The sequence below is a fragment of the Conexibacter sp. CPCC 206217 genome (genome assembly GCF_030646165.1).
Taxonomy (GTDB): Bacteria; Actinomycetota; Thermoleophilia; order Solirubrobacterales; family Solirubrobacteraceae; genus Conexibacter.
Genome location: NZ_JAUTDO010000002.1, coordinates 224201 through 239812 on the forward strand (window position 1 = coordinate 224201; position 15612 = coordinate 239812).

Here is a 15612-nt window from a genome sequence, read left to right on the forward strand (position 1 = left end):
GTGGGGAAACGCGGGCGTAGCCGCTTGCACGGTCGGGGATCATTCGGAGCGTGCGCGCGATCGTGCTCGACTCACCCGGCCAGCCGCTGCGCGCGGCCGAGCTGCCCGACCCGGTCCCCGGTCCGGGCGACCTGCTCCTGCGCGTGCGCGCGTGCGGCGTCTGCCGCACCGACCTGCACCTGCGCGACGGCGAGCTGCCGGCCGGTCACACGCCGCTCGTGCTCGGCCACCAGATCGTCGGCGAGGTGCTGGCAGCCGGCGCCGAGGTCGCGGGCACCCGCGGCGTGCAGCTTGGCGCGCGCGTCGGCGTGCCGTGGCTGGGCTGGACCTGCGGCGAGTGCCGCTACTGCACAAGCGGCCGCGAGAACCTCTGCGCGCGAGCCCAGTTCACCGGCTGCGACCGCGACGGCGGCTACGCCGAGCTGACCGTCGCCGACGCGCGCTTCTGCTTTCCGCTGCCGGGTCCCCTCTCCGACGAGCAGCTCGCCCCGCTCCTCTGCGCCGGCCTGATCGGCTACCGCGCGCTGCAGATGACCGGCGACGCGCAGCGGCTCGGCCTCTACGGCTTCGGCTCGGCCGCGCACCTGATCTGCCAGGTTGCCGTGCACGAGGGGCGGGAGGTGTTCGCGTTCACGCGCGAGGGCGATCGCGCCGGGCAGCGGTTCGCGCGCGGGCTCGGCGCGACCTGGGCCGGGACCAGCACGCAGCGGCCGCCCGAGGAGCTGGACGCGGCGCTGATCTTCGCCCCCGTCGGCGCGCTCGTGCCGCTCGCGCTGCGCGCGGTCGCGCGCGGCGGCAGCGTGATCTGCGCCGGCATCCACATGAGCGACATCCCCTCCTTCCCCTACGCGGACCTGTGGGGCGAGCGGACGCTCAGATCGGTCGCGAACCTGACGCGCCAGGACGGCGAGGCGTTCCTCGCGCTCGCCCCGCGCGTGCCGCTCAGAACGCAGGTCACGAGCTACCCGCTCGACGCAGCCGAGCAAGCGCTCGCCGATCTGCGGGCAGGCGCGTTCGAGGGCGCCGCGGTGCTGCAGATCGCGTGAGCGGCCGATCTGCCAGAGTGGACGACGCCGCACCGCAGCACTGAAACCCGCCGCGCCACCAAGGAGGTCCGATCCGCACATGCCCCTCGTCCCGATGGTCATCGAGCGCACCGCGCGCGGCGAGCGCGAGTTCGACATCTACAGCCGCCTGCTCAACGAGCGGATCATCTTCCTCGGCACCGCCGTCGACGACCAGGTCGCGAACCTCGTCGTGGCGCAGCTGCTGCACCTCGAGTCGAGCGATCCCGACAAGGACATCTCGATCTACATCAACTCGCCCGGCGGGTCGATCTACGCCGGCCTGGCGATCTACGACACGATGCAGTTCATCAAGCCGGACGTGTCGACGATGTGCGTCGGAATCGCGATGTCGATGGGCTCGCTGCTGCTGATGGGCGGCGCGAGAGGCAAGCGCATGTCGCTGCCCAACAGCCGGATACTGATCCACCAGCCGTCCGCCGGCTTCGAGGGCCAGTCGACCGACATCGAGATCCACGCGAACGAGATCATCAAGACGCGCAAGCGGATCGACGAGATCTACGCGTACCACACGGGTCAGACCGAGGAGAGAGTCCACGCGGACATGGAGCGCGACCGCTTCTTCAAGCCCGACGAGGCCGCCGCCTACGGGCTGATCGATCGCGTGATCGAGAAGCACTGAGCGCAGCTCAGGCTGCGACCGGCCGCCGCACGCGGCGGCCGGGCCCGGCGATCACGCCGCACATCAGCAGCGCGAAGGCCAGCAGCGCGACCTTCGCGTCCAATGTCTGCGTCGCAAGGCCCAGCGCGACCGTCGGGATCGCCGTGCCGCAGTAGGCCGCGACGAACAGACCGGCCAGCGCCTCCTCCGGCGCGAGCGCGTTGACGGTCGCGATGCAGCCCTTGAACAGCACGCCGCAGCCGGCGCCGGCCAGCAGGCCAGCCGCGATGTAGATCGGCATCCGCTCGATCCAGAGCGCGGCGACGAGCAGCGCCAGCCCGGCGGCCGCGAGCGCCTGGCCGAGCGCGACCAGCCGCGCCGCCGCGAGTCTCGCGAGCGCGATCTGCGTGACGACGCCGGCGAGGAAGGTCGCGCAGGTGATCGCACCGGCGAGCGCGTGCGAGTCGTGCTGCAGGGTGCCGGCGAGGAAGCCCGGCCCGACCGAGCTGAAGATGCTCAGCGTCGCGAACGAGACCATCGCGGAGGCAGCGGCGGCGGCGAAGCGCCCGCGGTCGGCGCGCGGGATCACGACCCGCTGCGGTCGGCGACTTCGGCGCCGCCGAGCAGCTCGTGCGCGCCGGCCTCGGCGTCGCGCTGCTGCCCGAGTTCGCCGCCGCGCCGCTGAGCGACCTGCACGTGCTGCGGATCCGCGGCGGCGATCTCACCTGGCGGCTGCACGCCGCGCTGCCGGCCCGCGACGCGAGCGCCGCCGCTCTCGCGCTGCTGCAGGAGCTGGCGACGGAGGCTTAGACGACCGGGTGCTCGATCGCGCCGAGGCGCTCCAGCTCGATTCTCACGACGTCGCCCGGGGTGAGGAAGCGGGACGGTCTCATGTGGACGCCGACGCCGCTGGGCGTGCCGGTCAGGATCAGGTCGCCCGGCTGCAGCGCGATCGACTCGGCGATGAAGTCGACGCAGGCCTGGCAGCCGAAGATCAGGTCCGACGTGCGCGAGTCCTGGCGCAGCTCGCCGTTGACCCAGGCGCGGATCTGCAGGTCCTCGGCCTCGCTGACCGACAGCTCGTCGGCGGTCGTGATCCACGGGCCCCACGGGCAGAACGTGTCGCCGCCCTTCGCGCGCACCCACTGCGGCTCGCTTCTCTGCAGGTCGCGCGCGCTGACGTCGTCGGCGACCGCGAAGCCGCCGATCTGGCCGTCGGCGCCGATCACGACGGCCAGCTCGGCCTCGTAGTCGAGCATGCTCGTGACCGCGGGGTGGCGGACCGGCCCGCTCGGCGCGACCGACGCGCCCGGCTGCTTGAAGAAGACGATCGGCTGCGACGGCGCCGCCTTGCCGCCCTCGGCCGCGTGCGCGGCGTAGTTGAGGCCGATCCCGAAGATCGCGCGCGGCTGCGGCACCGGCGCCAGCAGCGTCACCTCGGCGAGCGCGTAGTCGGGGCCGGACGCGGGCGTGCGGTCGCCGCTGGCGAGCCGCTCGCGCACGCCGTCGGGCGCGGGATGCGCGGAGAAGGCGACGACGCGCTCGTCGCGCACCTCGCCGGCGAGCGGCTCGGACGAACCGGGAAGGAGGAAGGTGGCGAGTCTCATGGCCGGGAGCGTAGATGGTTGCCGGCGCCCACGACCGCCCGCGCGGCTGCGTTCTTCGAACCGTCAGACGGCGAGCGCCGCCCACAGCGCAATCGTTCCCAGCAGCAGGCCGGGCACGACCGTCAACGCGCCGAGCCGCAAGAACGTGGCCCACTCCGGTGTCGTGCGCGAGCCGCGCAGCACGCGCTTCCACAGCAGCGTCGCGAGCGAGCCGGTGTAGGTCAGGTTCGGGCCGACGTTGAGGCCGATCAGCGCCGCCAGCAGCGGACCGGTGCCGCGGTCGGCGAGCGCCGGCAGCAGTATCAGCGTCGCCGGCAGGTTGTTGATCGCGTTCGCCAGCAGCGCCGCGACGGCGGTCACGCCGAGCAGCGCCGGCAGCGTGTCGCCGCGCGGCAGCAGATCGTCGACGACGCGGTCGAGCCCGAGCGACAGCGCGCCCGCGACGGCGACGCCGAGCGCCAGCACGCAGACCAGGAAGCCGGGACTCGCGGCTCTCACGAGCGCGCGCACGGAGGTCCGCCGGCTCGCCAGCGCCGGCACCGCGAGGACGAGCGCGCCCGCCGCCGCGACGAACGCGGGATCGACCCCGAGCGGCGCGCTGAGGACGAAGCCGGCGAGCGTGGCGAGCACGACGGCGGCGGCGAGCGCGGGCGAGCCGCGGTCGTCCGCCGTCGGCGGTGAGTCGACCGCGACCGCGCCCGACCCGCGCTCGTCGCCGTCGGGACGCGCGGCGCCGGCCGCACGCGGACGGCCGTCGCCGGATGCGGCCGCCGCCCCCAGATCTCCCGCGAAGAAGCGCCGCAGCACCGCCCACTCGACCGCGATCACGACGATCCACGGCAGCGCCATCAGCGCGCTGAAGCGCAGGAAGCCGATCCCCGACTGGTGGAAGGCGAGCAGGTTCGTCAGGTTGGAGACCGGCAGCAGCAGCGACGCCGAGTTGGCGAGGTGGACGCAGGCGTAGACGTGCGGGCGCGGGCGCAGCCGCAGCAGCGCCGCGCTGCTGAGCACGACCGGCGTCAGCAGCACGACCGTCGCGTCGAGCCCGAGCACGGCGGTGACCGCCGCCGCGAGCGCGAAGACGAGCGCCAGCAGCCTGCGCGGGCGCCCGTCGGCGTGGCCGGCGAGCAGCCGACCGGCGGCGGCGAACAGTCCCTCGCGCTCGCACAGATGGCCGAGCACCAGCACTGCGGCGAGGAAGCCGAGCGTCGGCGCGAGGGTGCGAAGCTCCTCGGCGACGCTCACGTGGGCGGGATCAAGGGACCGGCGACTCCTCGTCGACCGCTTCGATGTGGGTCACCTTCGGGCCGATCCCTCTCGCCTTGCTGACGAGGTCCAGATGCAGCCATCTCGATATGTGCTTCGGCAGCGTCGAGATCACTATCTCGTCGTACGGCGCGAGGTTGACCGCGTCCTCGATCGCCATCAGCGGCTCGGTGCTGCCGACGTTGCCGGTGACGGGGCTGCCCGCGGCCTCGCTGAGCGGCCCGATCGCCGCCGCCAGCGTCCGCTCCGCCTCGCCGCCGTCACCGTCCTGCGGGTCGACGACCTTGTGCAGGCCGGGCGGATGTCTGGGCACGACGAGGTGGAACGTCGCCGGCCCGTGCGCGACGCGCTCGCGGACGGCCTCCAGCAGCCGCGGCGTCGCGGCGGTGCGGTTGGCGACGAGCAGGATGCGAGCGGGTTCCGGCACGGCGATCACCTCCGGCGTTGGGCTGGCAGGCCGCGAGTGCGGCGCGCACGGTGAGTGTGCCCCGCCGCGCCCCGGCTCAACAGCGAACGTGCATGCTGGAAAATCCAGCGCTCGCGCAGCGACGCTGCGACTCGCGCGCGCCCGGCGCCGCCGCTCACCCCACGCGCGCCGCACCGCTGTACACGTTCACCCGCCCGCCGCGCGCGAACCCGCACAGCGTCAGCTCGCGGTCGCGCGCGAGCTCGACCGCGAGCGAGGTCGGCGCGCCGACGCCGACGAGCACCGGCGCGCCCGCGACGACCGCCTTCTGCACCAGCTCGAACGAGAGCCGCCCGCTGACGCACAGCAGGCCGCCGCGCAACGGCAGCTCGCCGCGCTCCAGCGCCCAGCCGATCACCTTGTCCATCGCGTTGTGGCGCCCGACGTCCTCGCGCACGCAGCGCAGCTCCCCGGTCCAGTCGAACAGGCCGGTCGCGTGCAGGCCGCCGGTGCGCGCGAACTCCGGCTGCACGAGCCGGTCCGGCAGCGCCGCCAGCAGCGCGCGCGGCAGCGGCGCGAGCGCGCCGTCGAGCGGCAGCCGCGGCGCGTCGACCGCGACCTGCTCGATCGCCCCCTTGCCGCAGACCCCGCACGAGGAGGTCGTGTAGAAGCTGCGCTGGCCGGGATCGTGCAGCAGCGGACCGGCGACCTCGACCGCGTTGGCAGCCAGGTCCTGCGGCGGCCCGACGCGCGCCGGCCAGCGGTCGATCAGTCCCTCGCCGTGCAGGAAGCCGGCCGCGAGCTGGTCGTCGTCGCCGGGCGTGCGCATCGTCACCGCCAGCGGGACGCCGTCGACGCGGATCTCCAGCGGCTCCTCGACGGCGACCACGTCGGGCTCCCCGTCGCGCTCTATCGCCGCATGCATGCCACGGATGCGCACGTCCGTCGATCGGTCCGCCATGTGACGATCGTACGCGGCCGGCTCGGCAGGACGAGCGAACCTCGGTACGGTGTGACGTGCATGCGCCGCAATGGAGGCCTGCGCCGAAGACTGCTCGCCGGAATCGGGACGCTGACCGTCCTGTTCCTCGCCGTGCTCGTCGTGATGCTGTTCGCGATCCGCGAGCTGCGCTCGACCGACAGTGCCGCGAGCCATCTCTCCAACGTCGTCGTCAGCACGAGCAACGCGCACGACGACCTGACCGCGCTCGACATCGGATTGCGCAACTACGTCGATCGGCGCGATGCCGCCTCCGCACGGCAGCTCGACGCCGCGACGGCGACCCTCAACGACGCGCTGGATCGCGTCGAGCGGGTGCTGAGCGGCCGCACCGACATGGCCGCGGTGGACATCCGCACGCAGCTCGCCCGCACACGCGACTTCGTCGACACGACGATCGCGGCGGTGCGCGCCGACGGCGACGTCTCACCCGCGGACGACGAGCGGCTCGCGCGCGCCGAGCGCGAAGCCGGCCAGATCAGCGCCCAGCTCAGCCGCCTGGTCGAGAACGGCCGCGCGAACCTGCTGCCGCGACGCCAGCGAACCGGTCGCCTCGCCGAGCTGGCGGAGTTCGTCGGCGTCGCCGGCATCGTCTTCACGCTGTTCGTCGTCGCCGGGACGCTCTACTACATGCGGCGCTCCGTGCTGTCGCCGATGCGCCACGTCGCCGACGCGGCGCGCGCGATCTCCGACGGCGATCTGCAGGCACGCGTGCGCGGCGACGACGGCGGCTCCGGCGAGGTCGCCGACCTCGCGCGGACGTTCAACAGAATGGCCGCCTCGCTGGAGGAGAACCGCGGCGCGTTGGAGCGCCAGAACCAAGAGCTGGAGAGCCGCGGCTCCGAGCTGGTCGACGCGGTCCGCTCCGCGCGCGAGGGCGCCAGCGTGCTGCGCGCGGTCCTCGACGCGACCCCGGACGCGATCGCGCTGCTGGACCGCGACGGCGCCGCGATCGTCGACAACCCGCCGATGCGCGAGGTGCGCGCCGCGTTCGGCCCGCGCGCGACCGGGATCGACCAGGACGGCACGCTCGTGCCGCTCGACGCTGCCGCGCCCGGCGGCCGCAGCGGCGAGGCGCGCGACGAGATCACGCTGCTGGGCACGCGCCGCGCCTTCGCCCGCTACGCGACCCCCGTGCGCGACGGCCACGGCCGCACGATCGGGCGGTTGCTGGTGCTGCGCGAGGTGACGGGCGAGCGTGAGGCCGAGCGCGTCAAGGAGGAGTTCTTCGCGCTCGTCTCGCACGAGCTGCGCACTCCGCTGACGGCGATCCTCGGCTACGTCGAGCTGGTGCTCGGCGAGCACGCGCACGTCGACGCCGACGCCGCGGAGCAGCACCGCTACCTGGAGATCGTCGAGCGCAACGCGCAGCGGCTGCTGCGGCTGGTCGGCGACCTGCTGTTCGCCGCGCAGGTCGAGTCCGGCTCGCTGCTACTGGAGCCGGGCATCGTCGACCTCGCGCAGGTCACGCGCGAGGCGGTCGAGGCGGCGCGGCCGCGCGCCGAGGACGCCGGCATCCTGCTGAGCGCGCAGATCGACCCGCTCGGCGGGTGCGTCGGCGACCGCGACCGGATCGCGCAGGTGCTCGACAACCTGATCTCCAACGCGCTCAAGTTCACGCCCAGCGACGGCCATGTCGAGGTGCGGCTGAGCGCCGACGGCGACGATGCGCGGATAGACGTCGCCGACACCGGCGTCGGCGTGCCGAGGGACGAGCAGGGCCGCCTCTTCGACCGCTTCTTCCGCGCCTCCAACGCGACCTCCAGAGCGGTCCCGGGCGTCGGCCTCGGGCTGATGATCGTGCGCGCGATCGTCGCGGCGCACGGCGGCACCATCAGCTTGACGAGCGAGGTCGGTCAGGGCACGACGTTCAGCGTGCGCCTGCCGCTGCATGCCAGCGAGGCACGCGACGGCCGCACGCCGGCGCGCAACGGCGCCGCACTCGTCCCGATCGTCTACCGCGAGGAGCTGTAGCCGCCAAGTGGCGGCGCGGCGAAGCGCGGCGCGCTTCGCCGCCGTCTACTCCGCCGGCGGCCGGTAGCGGTAGCCGAAGCCGCGCACGGTCTCGATCGGCGACGGCGCGGCCGCGTCCCAGCCGAGCTTGCGGCGCAGGTAGCCGACGTAGAGCTTCACCTGGTCGCCGCCGAAGCCCTCGGTGTCGCCCCACACCAGCTCCAGCAGCCGGTCGCGCGCGAGCGTCTCGTTCGGGTGGCGCACGAACGCCGACAGCAGCTTGAACTCCAGCGGCGTCAGCTGCACCGGACGCCCGCCGACGGTCACCTCGCGGCTGACGTAGTCGACCATCACGATCGCGTCTCTGTAGGCCGGGCGCACCTCCGGCGGGCCGCTCGTGCGCCGCAGCAGCGCCTCCACGCGCGCCAACAACTCCTGTCGGCCGAACGGCTTCGTGACGTAGTCGTCGGCGCCGCCCTTCAGGCCGCGCACCTTGTCGAGCTCGCCGGCGCGCGCGGTCAGCATCAGCACCGGCACCTCGGTCAGGTCGCGGATCCGCTCCAGCGTCTGCCAGCCGTCCAACTCCGGCATCGTCACGTCGAGCACGACGAGATCGGGGGTGGAGACCTGCAGCAGCCGCAGCGCCTCGACGCCGTTGGAGGCCTCTCTGACCGCGTGACCGGCGCGTTCGAGCAGCACGCGCACCAGCCGCCGCACGTCGTCCTCGTCCTCCACGACGAGCACCTCAGCAGCCATTTTCACCCTGCTTCCATACCGGATTCATGCACGCTCCAGGCCGCTTCACCGGATGATCCTTCGATGGCAAAAGTCTTGATCGCGGAGCCCTCGGCCGATGTGCGCGCGCTGCTGGAACGATCGATCAGGCGGCTTGGTCACGACCCGGTCGAGCTCGACCGCAACGGCGGCAACGACCAGGATGCGGTCGACGTGCTGCTGCTGGAGCCCGCCTTCAACGGCGGCCTCGACCTGGCCCGCTCGATGCGCGCGACGCAGCCGGACCTGGCGATCGTGATCTGCAGCATCTTCCCGCCGAGCGCCGAGCTGCAGGAGCTCGCGCCGATCGCGCACGTGCTGAAGCCCTTCCAGCGCGACGCGCTGGAAGAGGCGCTGGCGGCCGCGGTGACCGCAGCCGCCTGAGCCCCGTCGCCTTCGCGGCAACGCCGGGCTTCGCTACGCCGCGTCAGGCGGCGTCGTGGGCGGAACCGCGGGCGGCGTCGCGGGGGGAGCCGGCGGCGGCGTCGCGGGCGCGTTCGCGGCCGGCGTCTCCGGGTTCTTGCCCGGCGTCTTGAGCGCGTCCGCAGCCGCTCTCGCCTTGTCCTTCAGGCTCCCTCTCCCCGTGGCGGCGTCCTTGACCTCCTGCAGGTCCTCCTTCAGCGAGTCCATCCCGCCACGTCTCTCTATCGCCTGCTTGGCCTTGTCCGCGAGCTTGTTGAACTTCACTGGTCCGGTCCTCCTGTGCAGCTTCAGGGCATCAGTGCTCCGAGAATACGAACTACCCGATCCCTGCACGCTTCAGCCCAGTCGCGCGGCCAGCCGCCGCGCCCCCATGTGGGCGATCGCCTGGATCGAGACCTGCGGGTTGACGCCGGGCGCGCTCGGGAACGCGGAGCCGTCGAAGACGTAGAGGTCGCGCACGTCCCACGTCTCGCCGCTCGGCGCGACGGCCGCGGTGCTGGCCGCGCCGCCCATCCGCGCCGATCCCATGATGTGGAACGAGGCGAAGTGCGTGCGCCCGGCGCCGTAGCCGCAGCGGTCGACGTCGTCGAGGAAGCGTTGACGCGCCGCGTCCGTGCCGCCCGCGCCCGGTCCGTCGCCGCCCGGCGCGTAGGCGACGAAGCGGCTCTGCGAGCTGAAGATCCGTTTCGCGCCGGCCGCCTCGTGCATCCGCGCCGCCCCCTCCACGCCGCTGCGCACGTGCGCGAGGTCGTAGGGCGACAGTCTGTAGCGCACGACCGGCTCGCCGTCGCGCCCGACGCGCACCTCGCCGCCGTCGCGGTCGCGCAGCAGCACGCCGAACGCGACCGAGCTGGAGAGCGCCTGCATCAGCTCGTGGTGGGCGCCGGCCCCGCGCCAGGGGAAGAACGGGACCGCCAGGTGCGGCAGCGCGGAGGCCGTCTCGTACTTGACGCCGTAGCCGCCGTCGAGGTCGCGGTGCTGGTCGGAGTAGAGCGCCTGCATCGTGCCCTCCCACGGCCGCAGCTCCTCGTCGTAGACGCCCCACACGGCGGTCGCCGGGTGCAGCTTGAGGTGGCGCCCGATGTGCTGGTTCTGCAGGCCGGAGCGCTTCAGCAGCGCCGGCGTGTGCAGCGCGCCGCAGGCGCTCACGACCGCCCGCGCGCGCACCGTCACGCGGTGGCCGCCGGCGCTGCGCGCGTCCACCCCGCGCGCGCTGCCCTGCTCGATCCGCACCCGCTCGGCCTTCGTGCCGACCAGCAGCCGCGCACCGCCCGCGGCGGCGTCGGGCAGCCACGTCTTGACGACCGACTGCTTCGCGCCGCGGCGGCAGCCGAGCCCGCACGTGCCGCAGTCGACGCCCTGGTCGCAACGGCCGTCGACGTTGCGCGGCATCGCGTCGACGTGCCAGCCGAGCGCGAGACAGCCGGCGCGCAGCTTCCGGTCGCGCGTCGACGGATCGTTGTGCTCCTGGTTGACGCCGAGCCGTTCGCAGACCGCGTCGAGGCTCGCGCCGTACTCCTCGCCGACGAAGGCCGGCACGCCGTGCGCGGCCCATTCGGCGCGCACCTCGTCGGGCGTGCGGAACGAGGTCGAGTAGTTGACGACCGTGCCGCCGCCGAGGCAGGCGCCGGCGATCAGGCTGACGCTGTGATCGTGCGTCGCCGTCGGGGAGCCGGCGTAGAGCCGCGTCAGCGCGCTCAGCTCGCCGCCGTCGAAGTCGCCGTCGTCGTAGTAGCCGCCGCCCTCCAGCACGACGACGTCGAGCCCGGCGCCGCTCAGCACCGCCGCCGCGACCCCGCCGCCCGCGCCGGAGCCGACGATGCAGACGTCGCAGTCGAGCGTCGTGTCGGCCGCGACCGGCCGCGGCGTCAGCGCCTTCGGCGGCGCGAGCGGCGGCGGGCCGGGCGGGCCCGGGTAGCCGAGCGTGTCCCAGACCGGGTTCGGGCCGCCGTCCGGCGCCGGCAGGGCGTAGTACATCAGCAGCGCGCCCTTGCGCAGCGCCTGAAACGCCGCCCGCCGCTGCGGCACGACGCTGTCGCCCCACGACAGCAGCGCCGCCTCGCGTCTGTCGGGCCCCATCGCGCTGAAGCGCTTCCAGCCGTGCCCGATCGCGTACGTCAGCGCGGGCGACTCCCACGCGCTCAGCAACTGGCGCAGCTCTCTGTGCGCGGCCGCGCGAGGGTCGCGCGCGACCAGCCGCAGGACCGCGTCGGGCACGCCCAGCTCGCTCGCGCTCAGCAAGCCGTCGCCGGCCGGGCAGAACGTGTCGCAGATCGCGGCGAGCGCCCGCCGCTGGCGGGTCGTCAACGTCAGCTCTGGCATCGCAGCAGGCTCCTCCTCGCTGATTGAGGAGGAGCCTAACTGCAATGAGTGCTCCGTCGCTGCACGCGACAGGAGCGCGGTAGGCCGCCCCACCGGTCCGCGTACGACCTCCGTGCACGCGGACCGGCCGTCCCGGGGCGTTCCGGCAGATTAGCTCCCGCTTGGTGTGAATTCAGGATGGTTCGCCACGCAGCGGGATGCGCGCCCGCACGAGCGTGCCGTGGCCGGGCTCGGCCGCGATCTCGAGCACGCCGTCGAGCGCCTCGACCCGCTCGGTCGCCGAGGCCAGGCCGATGTGACCCTCCAGCGGCGCGCTGCGCAGCCGCGCCGAATCGAGCCCGCGCCCGTCGTCGGCGACCTCCAGCAGCAGCTCCGCCGGCGTCGCGCGCACTCTCACCGTCGCGTTCGCGGCGCCGGAGTGCTTGGCGACGTTGATGAGCAGCTCGCGAGCGAGCGAGAACAGCAGCTGGTCGTGCAGGCCGACCGCCTCGTCGCCGACCTCGACCTGCCAGGCGAAGCCCGCGCGTCTGCCGGCGTGCGCGGCGACCGCCTCCAGCGCCGCCGCCAGCCCTGCGTGGTCCAGCGCCGCCGGGTACAGCTCGAAGACGGCGTCGCGCAGCTGCGAGATCGTGCGGTCGAGCCCGTGCTGCACGAACGCGACGTCACCGCCGCCGGCCAGCTCGTGGCGCGCCGCGAGCAGGTTCTGGACGGCGTCGTCATGCAGCGCCGCGGCCAGCCGCCGCCGCTCGCGGTCCTCCGCGTCGAGCGCCTGCGCCACGAGCCTGCCGCGGTCGGCCGACAGCCGCTCGACCTCGTCGGCGCGCCGCGCCAGCAGCTGCGACAGCAGCACCGCGACGATCCCCATCCAGACGAGGTAGACCGCCTGCGTCAGCTCGAAGTCGCCGGCGTCCTGCGTCGGGTACAGCAGCGCGATCGCGACGTAGGAGATCACGACGACCAGCGACGCGGCGGCCGTCAGCGCCGGGCGCAGCAGCAGTGCCGCGCCGATCGGCAGCAGGAAGAACGCGTAGCGCAGCTGCGAGAACGGCCCGCCGGAGGTGTAGGTCAGCGCCCACAGGAAGCCGAGGTCCAGCAGCGCCAGCAACTGCGACGGCAGCTGCCGCGTGCGCGGGGCGTAGGCGACCGCGGCGGCGACGAGCGCGTAGGCGCAGGCGGCGATCAGCAGCGGGCCGAACGGGTCGCTGCGCGGCGTCGGGTGGTCGACGAGCCGTTCGCCGAGGTAGATCGCCGGCAGCGCCGCGAGGCGGATCAGCGCCCACACCCGCACCGACTCGCGCGGCAGCGCGGAGGGCGCCGCCGGGCGCTCGGTCATTCGAGCAGGCCGCGGCGCATCGCCTCCGCGACGGCGGCCGCGCGGTCGGACACGCCGAGCTTCTCGTAGAGGCTCTGCAGATGGCCCTTGACGGTCGCCGGGCTGAGGTGGATCAGCCGCGCGATCTCCGGCGCGCCGCGACCGGCGGCGACGTGGCCGAGCACCTCGCGCTCACGCGGGGTCAGCAGCGGGCGATCGTCCGCCTGGCGCGAGCGCACCTCGGCGGCGATCCCGGCCTGCGCCTCGGGCGAGAGGACCGTCTCGCCGCGCGCGACGGCGGCGATCGCCTCGCCGATCGCGTCGCGGTCGGACTCCTTCGACAGGTAGGCGGCGGCGCCCGCGCCGACCGCCTGGAAGACGATCGCGCTGTCGAGGTACGCCGACAGCAGCAGCACGCGCGTGCCCAGCTCGTCGCGTCTGATCGCGGCGACGACCTGCAACCCGTCCAGCTCGGGCATCTTCACGTCGATCACGGCGACGTCGGGCCGCAGCTCGCGGATCGCCTGCAGCGCGCTGCGACCGTCGGCGGCCTCGCCGACCAGCTCGAAGTCGGGCCGCTCGCGGATCGTCCGCACGATCGCCTCGCGGAACAGCGGATGGTCGTCGGCGACGAACACCCGCACGCGGGGTGGGGAAGCGCTCACCCCTGCGTTTCTATCAGCCCCGCGCCCAGACGCCGCCCGCGGCGAGCACCGCGGTCGCCTCGGCGGCGGGCTGCGGGCGCCCGAGCAGGTAGCCCTGCAGGTGCGAGCAGCCGAGCTCGCGCAGCAGCTCCAGCTGCTCCTGCGTCTCGACGCCCTCGGCCGTCACGGCGAGGTCGAGCCCCTGCGCGACGCCGATCATCGCGGTCACGATCGCGCGCGCGTCCGCGTCGTGCCCGAGGTCGTCGACGAACGTCTTGTCGATCTTGACCGCATCGATCGGCATCGTGCGCAGACGCGCGAAGCTCGAATAACCGGTGCCGAAGTCGTCGAGCGCGATGTGCACGCCGAGCCGCGACAGCGTCGCGAGCGACCGCACCGCGCGCACGTCGTGCTCCAGCAGCGCCGTCTCGGTCACCTCCAGCACCAGCAGCGACGGATCGAGGCCGGAGCTTCCGAGCGTCCGCTCGATCCGCGCCGGCAGCTCCGGGTCGATCAGCTGGCGGGCGGAGATGTTGACCGCCATCGCGACGGGGCCGTACTCGGCGGCCCAGGCGCTCGCCTGCGCGGTCGCGCGCGCCAGCGCCCAGTCGCCCAGCTCGAGGATCAGGCCGCTCTCCTCGGCGGCGGGGATGAAGTGCGCCGGCGAGACGCGCCCCAGCCGCGGGTTGTCCCACCGCATCAACGACTCGAACGCGACGACGCGGCCGCTGTCGGCGGCGATGATCGGCTGATAGGCGAGTTCCAGCTCGCCGCGCGGCAGCGCCCGTCGCAGCGCGCTGTGCAGCTGCAGCTGCTCGGTCGCGCGGCGGCGCAGCTCGTCGCTGTAGAGGCGCGTCGTGACGCCGTCGCGCTTTGCTTCGTAGAGCGCGCTCTCGGCGCGCCGCAAGGCCTCGCGCGGATCGGTCGAGGCGTCCGTCAGCGCTATGCCGAGGTGCGCGGAGACGGTGTGCTCACCCGTCAGCGGATGCAGCAGCGGCGCCTCCAGCGCCGCGTGCAGCTGCGTCGGCAGGCAGTGGGCGTCGACGGCGGCGACGCCCTCGGCGACGACGACGAACTCGTCGCCGCCGAAGCGTGCGACGGTGGCGCCCGGACTGACCGCCGCGCTGAGCCGGTCGGCGACCTCGCGCAGCATCCAGTCGCCCATCTCGTGGCCGAGCGAGTCGTTGACGAGCTTGAAGCGGTCGAGGTCGACGAACACGACGGCGACCGCGGTGCCGGTGCGCTGGGCGCGGGCGAGCGCCTGCGCGAGCCGGTCCAGCAGCAGCGCGCGGTTCGGCAGGCCGGTCAGGATGTCGCGCGTCGCCAGCCGCTGCAGCTTGGCGTGCGCGCGGTGGCGCTCGATCGCTATCGCCGCCAGCCGGCTCGCGTGGCGGATCAGCCGCAGCTCGCTCTCCTGCGGCGCGCGGGGCGCGCGGTAGTAGAGCGCGAAGGTGCCGAGCACGGCGTCGCCGGCGTCGAGGATCGGGACCGACCAGCACGCGCCGAGGTCGTGCTCGGCGGCCAGCTCGCGGTGCTCGCTCCAGCGCGCATCGGCCTGGATGTCGACGACGATCACCTCGCTCGCGTGGTACGCGGCGCTGCCGCATGAGCCGACGGCGGGCCCGATCGCGATCCCGTCGAGCGCGTCGACGTACGCGAGCGGCAGGCTCGGCGCGGCGCCCGTGTGCAGCGTGCGCCGTTCCTGATCGAGCAGCAGCAGCGACGCGAGCATCCCGTCGCTGTGGCGCTCCATCCCACGCGCCAGCTCCGCCAGCACGTCCTGCAGCGGAGCCTCGCGCAGCATCAGCTCATGGACCTCGTAGTGCGCGCTCAGCAGATGCTGCGCGCGACCAAGGTCGATCAGCTCCAACCCCGGCCGATTGGTCAAGGTCTGTTGGCGCATCTCACGCGCCGAGCCGTGTTCGGCAGCTTCCCCCACAGGCAGATGATCGGCGAAATGAGAACCAAGTAGCAATCTGGGATCCGGTCTCGGCGCGCTGGCGCGACCAGCGCGCTCTTCCCCCCTCCGATCGGAGGGGGTCCGATCGGAGGGGACGAACCCCTCGCCATTAGGGTCACCTGACGCCTGCGCAAAGCCCCCTGCCGGGTCCATAGTTGTTGACACGCCGGTGGGGCAACGCGTCGGGGCCTGACGCGCCACCGGCGCCTCCAAGGCCACGCGGCGCGCCGGCCCCATCTCTGACTCCGGCGCGCCGCGC

General features: G+C 73.7%; 15 protein-coding genes and 1 pseudogene. 5 read left to right on the plus strand and 11 right to left on the minus strand.

All coding sequences use genetic code 11. The features are described 5' to 3' along the window. The first annotated feature begins 50 nt into the window (after positions 1 to 50). Entirely contained in the window at positions 51 to 1046 is a 996-nt protein-coding gene (locus Q7L65_RS05810; protein ID WP_304719350.1) for a zinc-dependent alcohol dehydrogenase family protein, read from the plus strand. Positions 1047 to 1125: 79 nt separating this feature from the next. Next, positions 1126 to 1707, plus strand: coding sequence for an ATP-dependent Clp protease proteolytic subunit (locus Q7L65_RS05815; protein ID WP_304719351.1), 582 nt, complete (start codon positions 1126 to 1128; stop codon positions 1705 to 1707). Between the two features lie 7 nt (positions 1708 to 1714). Here Q7L65_RS05815 and Q7L65_RS05820 read toward each other — a convergent pair whose 3' ends face one another. Next, a complete protein-coding gene (locus tag Q7L65_RS05820) occupies positions 1715 to 2275 on the minus strand; it encodes a hypothetical protein (RefSeq protein WP_304719352.1) in 561 nt (186 codons plus the stop codon). Between the two features lie 23 nt (positions 2276 to 2298). Here Q7L65_RS05820 and Q7L65_RS05825 point away from each other — a divergent pair. Beyond that, positions 2299 to 2496 (plus strand): annotated as a pseudogene (locus Q7L65_RS05825) (LysR substrate-binding domain-containing protein); the annotation flags it as partial. Here Q7L65_RS05825 and Q7L65_RS05830 read toward each other — a convergent pair. The 4 genes from Q7L65_RS05830 to fdhD all read right to left on the minus strand — a co-directional run bounded on the left by Q7L65_RS05830 (position 2493) and on the right by fdhD (position 5890). After that, positions 2493 to 3293 (minus strand): fumarylacetoacetate hydrolase family protein, encoded by an 801-nt coding sequence (locus Q7L65_RS05830; protein WP_304719353.1) that lies wholly within the window; start codon positions 3291 to 3293, stop codon positions 2493 to 2495. The pseudogene Q7L65_RS05825 and the gene Q7L65_RS05830 sit on opposite strands and share 4 nt — an antisense overlap. A 63-nt stretch (positions 3294 to 3356) precedes the next feature. Next, positions 3357 to 4538 carry an SLC13 family permease gene (locus Q7L65_RS05835; protein WP_304719354.1) on the minus strand — a complete coding sequence of 394 codons (1182 nt, stop codon included), beginning with the start codon at positions 4536 to 4538 and terminating at the stop codon, positions 3357 to 3359. Between the two features lie 10 nt (positions 4539 to 4548). After that, on the minus strand, positions 4549 to 4986 hold the full coding sequence (locus tag Q7L65_RS05840; RefSeq protein ID WP_304719355.1) for a hypothetical protein: 438 nt from the start codon (positions 4984 to 4986) through the stop codon (positions 4549 to 4551). A gap of 154 nt (positions 4987 to 5140) precedes the next feature. Continuing rightward, a complete protein-coding gene (gene fdhD, locus Q7L65_RS05845; RefSeq protein ID WP_370552527.1) occupies positions 5141 to 5890 on the minus strand; it encodes a formate dehydrogenase accessory sulfurtransferase FdhD in 750 nt (249 codons plus the stop codon). A gap of 96 nt (positions 5891 to 5986) precedes the next feature. Between fdhD and Q7L65_RS05850 the strand changes: the two genes are divergently transcribed. After that, complete coding sequence (locus Q7L65_RS05850) at positions 5987 to 7939, plus strand: ATP-binding protein (protein ID WP_304719357.1); 1953 nt, start codon at positions 5987 to 5989, stop codon at positions 7937 to 7939. 45 nt (positions 7940 to 7984) lie between these two features. On the opposite strand, the gene Q7L65_RS05855 is transcribed toward Q7L65_RS05850, so the two are convergent. Then, positions 7985 to 8674, minus strand: coding sequence for a response regulator transcription factor (locus Q7L65_RS05855; RefSeq protein WP_304719358.1), 690 nt, complete (start codon positions 8672 to 8674; stop codon positions 7985 to 7987). A gap of 63 nt (positions 8675 to 8737) precedes the next feature. On the opposite strand from Q7L65_RS05855, the gene Q7L65_RS05860 reads away from it, so the two are divergent. Continuing rightward, on the plus strand, positions 8738 to 9076 hold the full coding sequence (locus Q7L65_RS05860) for a hypothetical protein (RefSeq protein WP_304719359.1): 339 nt from the start codon (positions 8738 to 8740) through the stop codon (positions 9074 to 9076). Positions 9077 to 9109: 33 nt separating this feature from the next. Here the strand turns inward: Q7L65_RS05860 and Q7L65_RS05865 are convergent, their stop codons facing one another. The 5 genes from Q7L65_RS05865 to Q7L65_RS05885 all read right to left on the minus strand — a co-directional run bounded on the left by Q7L65_RS05865 (position 9110) and on the right by Q7L65_RS05885 (position 15296). Next, positions 9110 to 9379: a hypothetical protein gene (locus tag Q7L65_RS05865; RefSeq protein ID WP_304719360.1), complete on the minus strand. Its 270-nt coding sequence runs from the start codon at positions 9377 to 9379 to the stop codon at positions 9110 to 9112. A gap of 72 nt (positions 9380 to 9451) precedes the next feature. Continuing rightward, a complete protein-coding gene (locus Q7L65_RS05870) occupies positions 9452 to 11437 on the minus strand; it encodes a GMC family oxidoreductase N-terminal domain-containing protein (RefSeq protein ID WP_304719361.1) in 1986 nt (661 codons plus the stop codon). A gap of 172 nt (positions 11438 to 11609) precedes the next feature. Then, positions 11610 to 12770: a sensor histidine kinase gene (locus Q7L65_RS05875; RefSeq protein ID WP_304719362.1), complete on the minus strand. Its 1161-nt coding sequence runs from the start codon at positions 12768 to 12770 to the stop codon at positions 11610 to 11612. Then, entirely contained in the window at positions 12767 to 13414 is a 648-nt protein-coding gene (locus Q7L65_RS05880; protein ID WP_304719363.1) for a response regulator transcription factor, read from the minus strand. Before Q7L65_RS05880 ends, Q7L65_RS05875 begins: the two co-directional genes overlap by 4 nt. A 13-nt stretch (positions 13415 to 13427) precedes the next feature. After that, the gene (locus Q7L65_RS05885) at positions 13428 to 15296 is read right to left on the minus strand and encodes a bifunctional diguanylate cyclase/phosphodiesterase (RefSeq protein ID WP_304719364.1); all 1869 of its coding nucleotides are present in this window, start codon (positions 15294 to 15296) and stop codon (positions 13428 to 13430) included. Positions 15297 to 15612: the final 316 nt, after the last annotated feature.

Coding starts and splice junctions, on each gene's coding strand:
- Q7L65_RS05815 (WP_304719351.1), top strand. CDS start 1,126: ATGCCCCTCGTCCCGATGGTCATCGAGCGCACCGCGCGCGGCGAGCGC.
- Q7L65_RS05850 (WP_304719357.1), top strand. CDS start 5,987: ATGCGCCGCAATGGAGGCCTGCGCCGAAGACTGCTCGCCGGAATCGGG.
- Q7L65_RS05860 (WP_304719359.1), top strand. CDS start 8,738: ATGGCAAAAGTCTTGATCGCGGAGCCCTCGGCCGATGTGCGCGCGCTG.
- Q7L65_RS05855 (WP_304719358.1), bottom strand. CDS start 8,674: ATGGCTGCTGAGGTGCTCGTCGTGGAGGACGAGGACGACGTGCGGCGG.
- Q7L65_RS05875 (WP_304719362.1), bottom strand. CDS start 12,770: ATGACCGAGCGCCCGGCGGCGCCCTCCGCGCTGCCGCGCGAGTCGGTG.
- Q7L65_RS05870 (WP_304719361.1), bottom strand. CDS start 11,437: ATGCCAGAGCTGACGTTGACGACCCGCCAGCGGCGGGCGCTCGCCGCG.
- Q7L65_RS05830 (WP_304719353.1), bottom strand. CDS start 3,293: ATGAGACTCGCCACCTTCCTCCTTCCCGGTTCGTCCGAGCCGCTCGCC.
- fdhD (WP_370552527.1), bottom strand. CDS start 5,890: ATGCATGCGGCGATAGAGCGCGACGGGGAGCCCGACGTGGTCGCCGTC.
- Q7L65_RS05885 (WP_304719364.1), bottom strand. CDS start 15,296: ATGCGCCAACAGACCTTGACCAATCGGCCGGGGTTGGAGCTGATCGAC.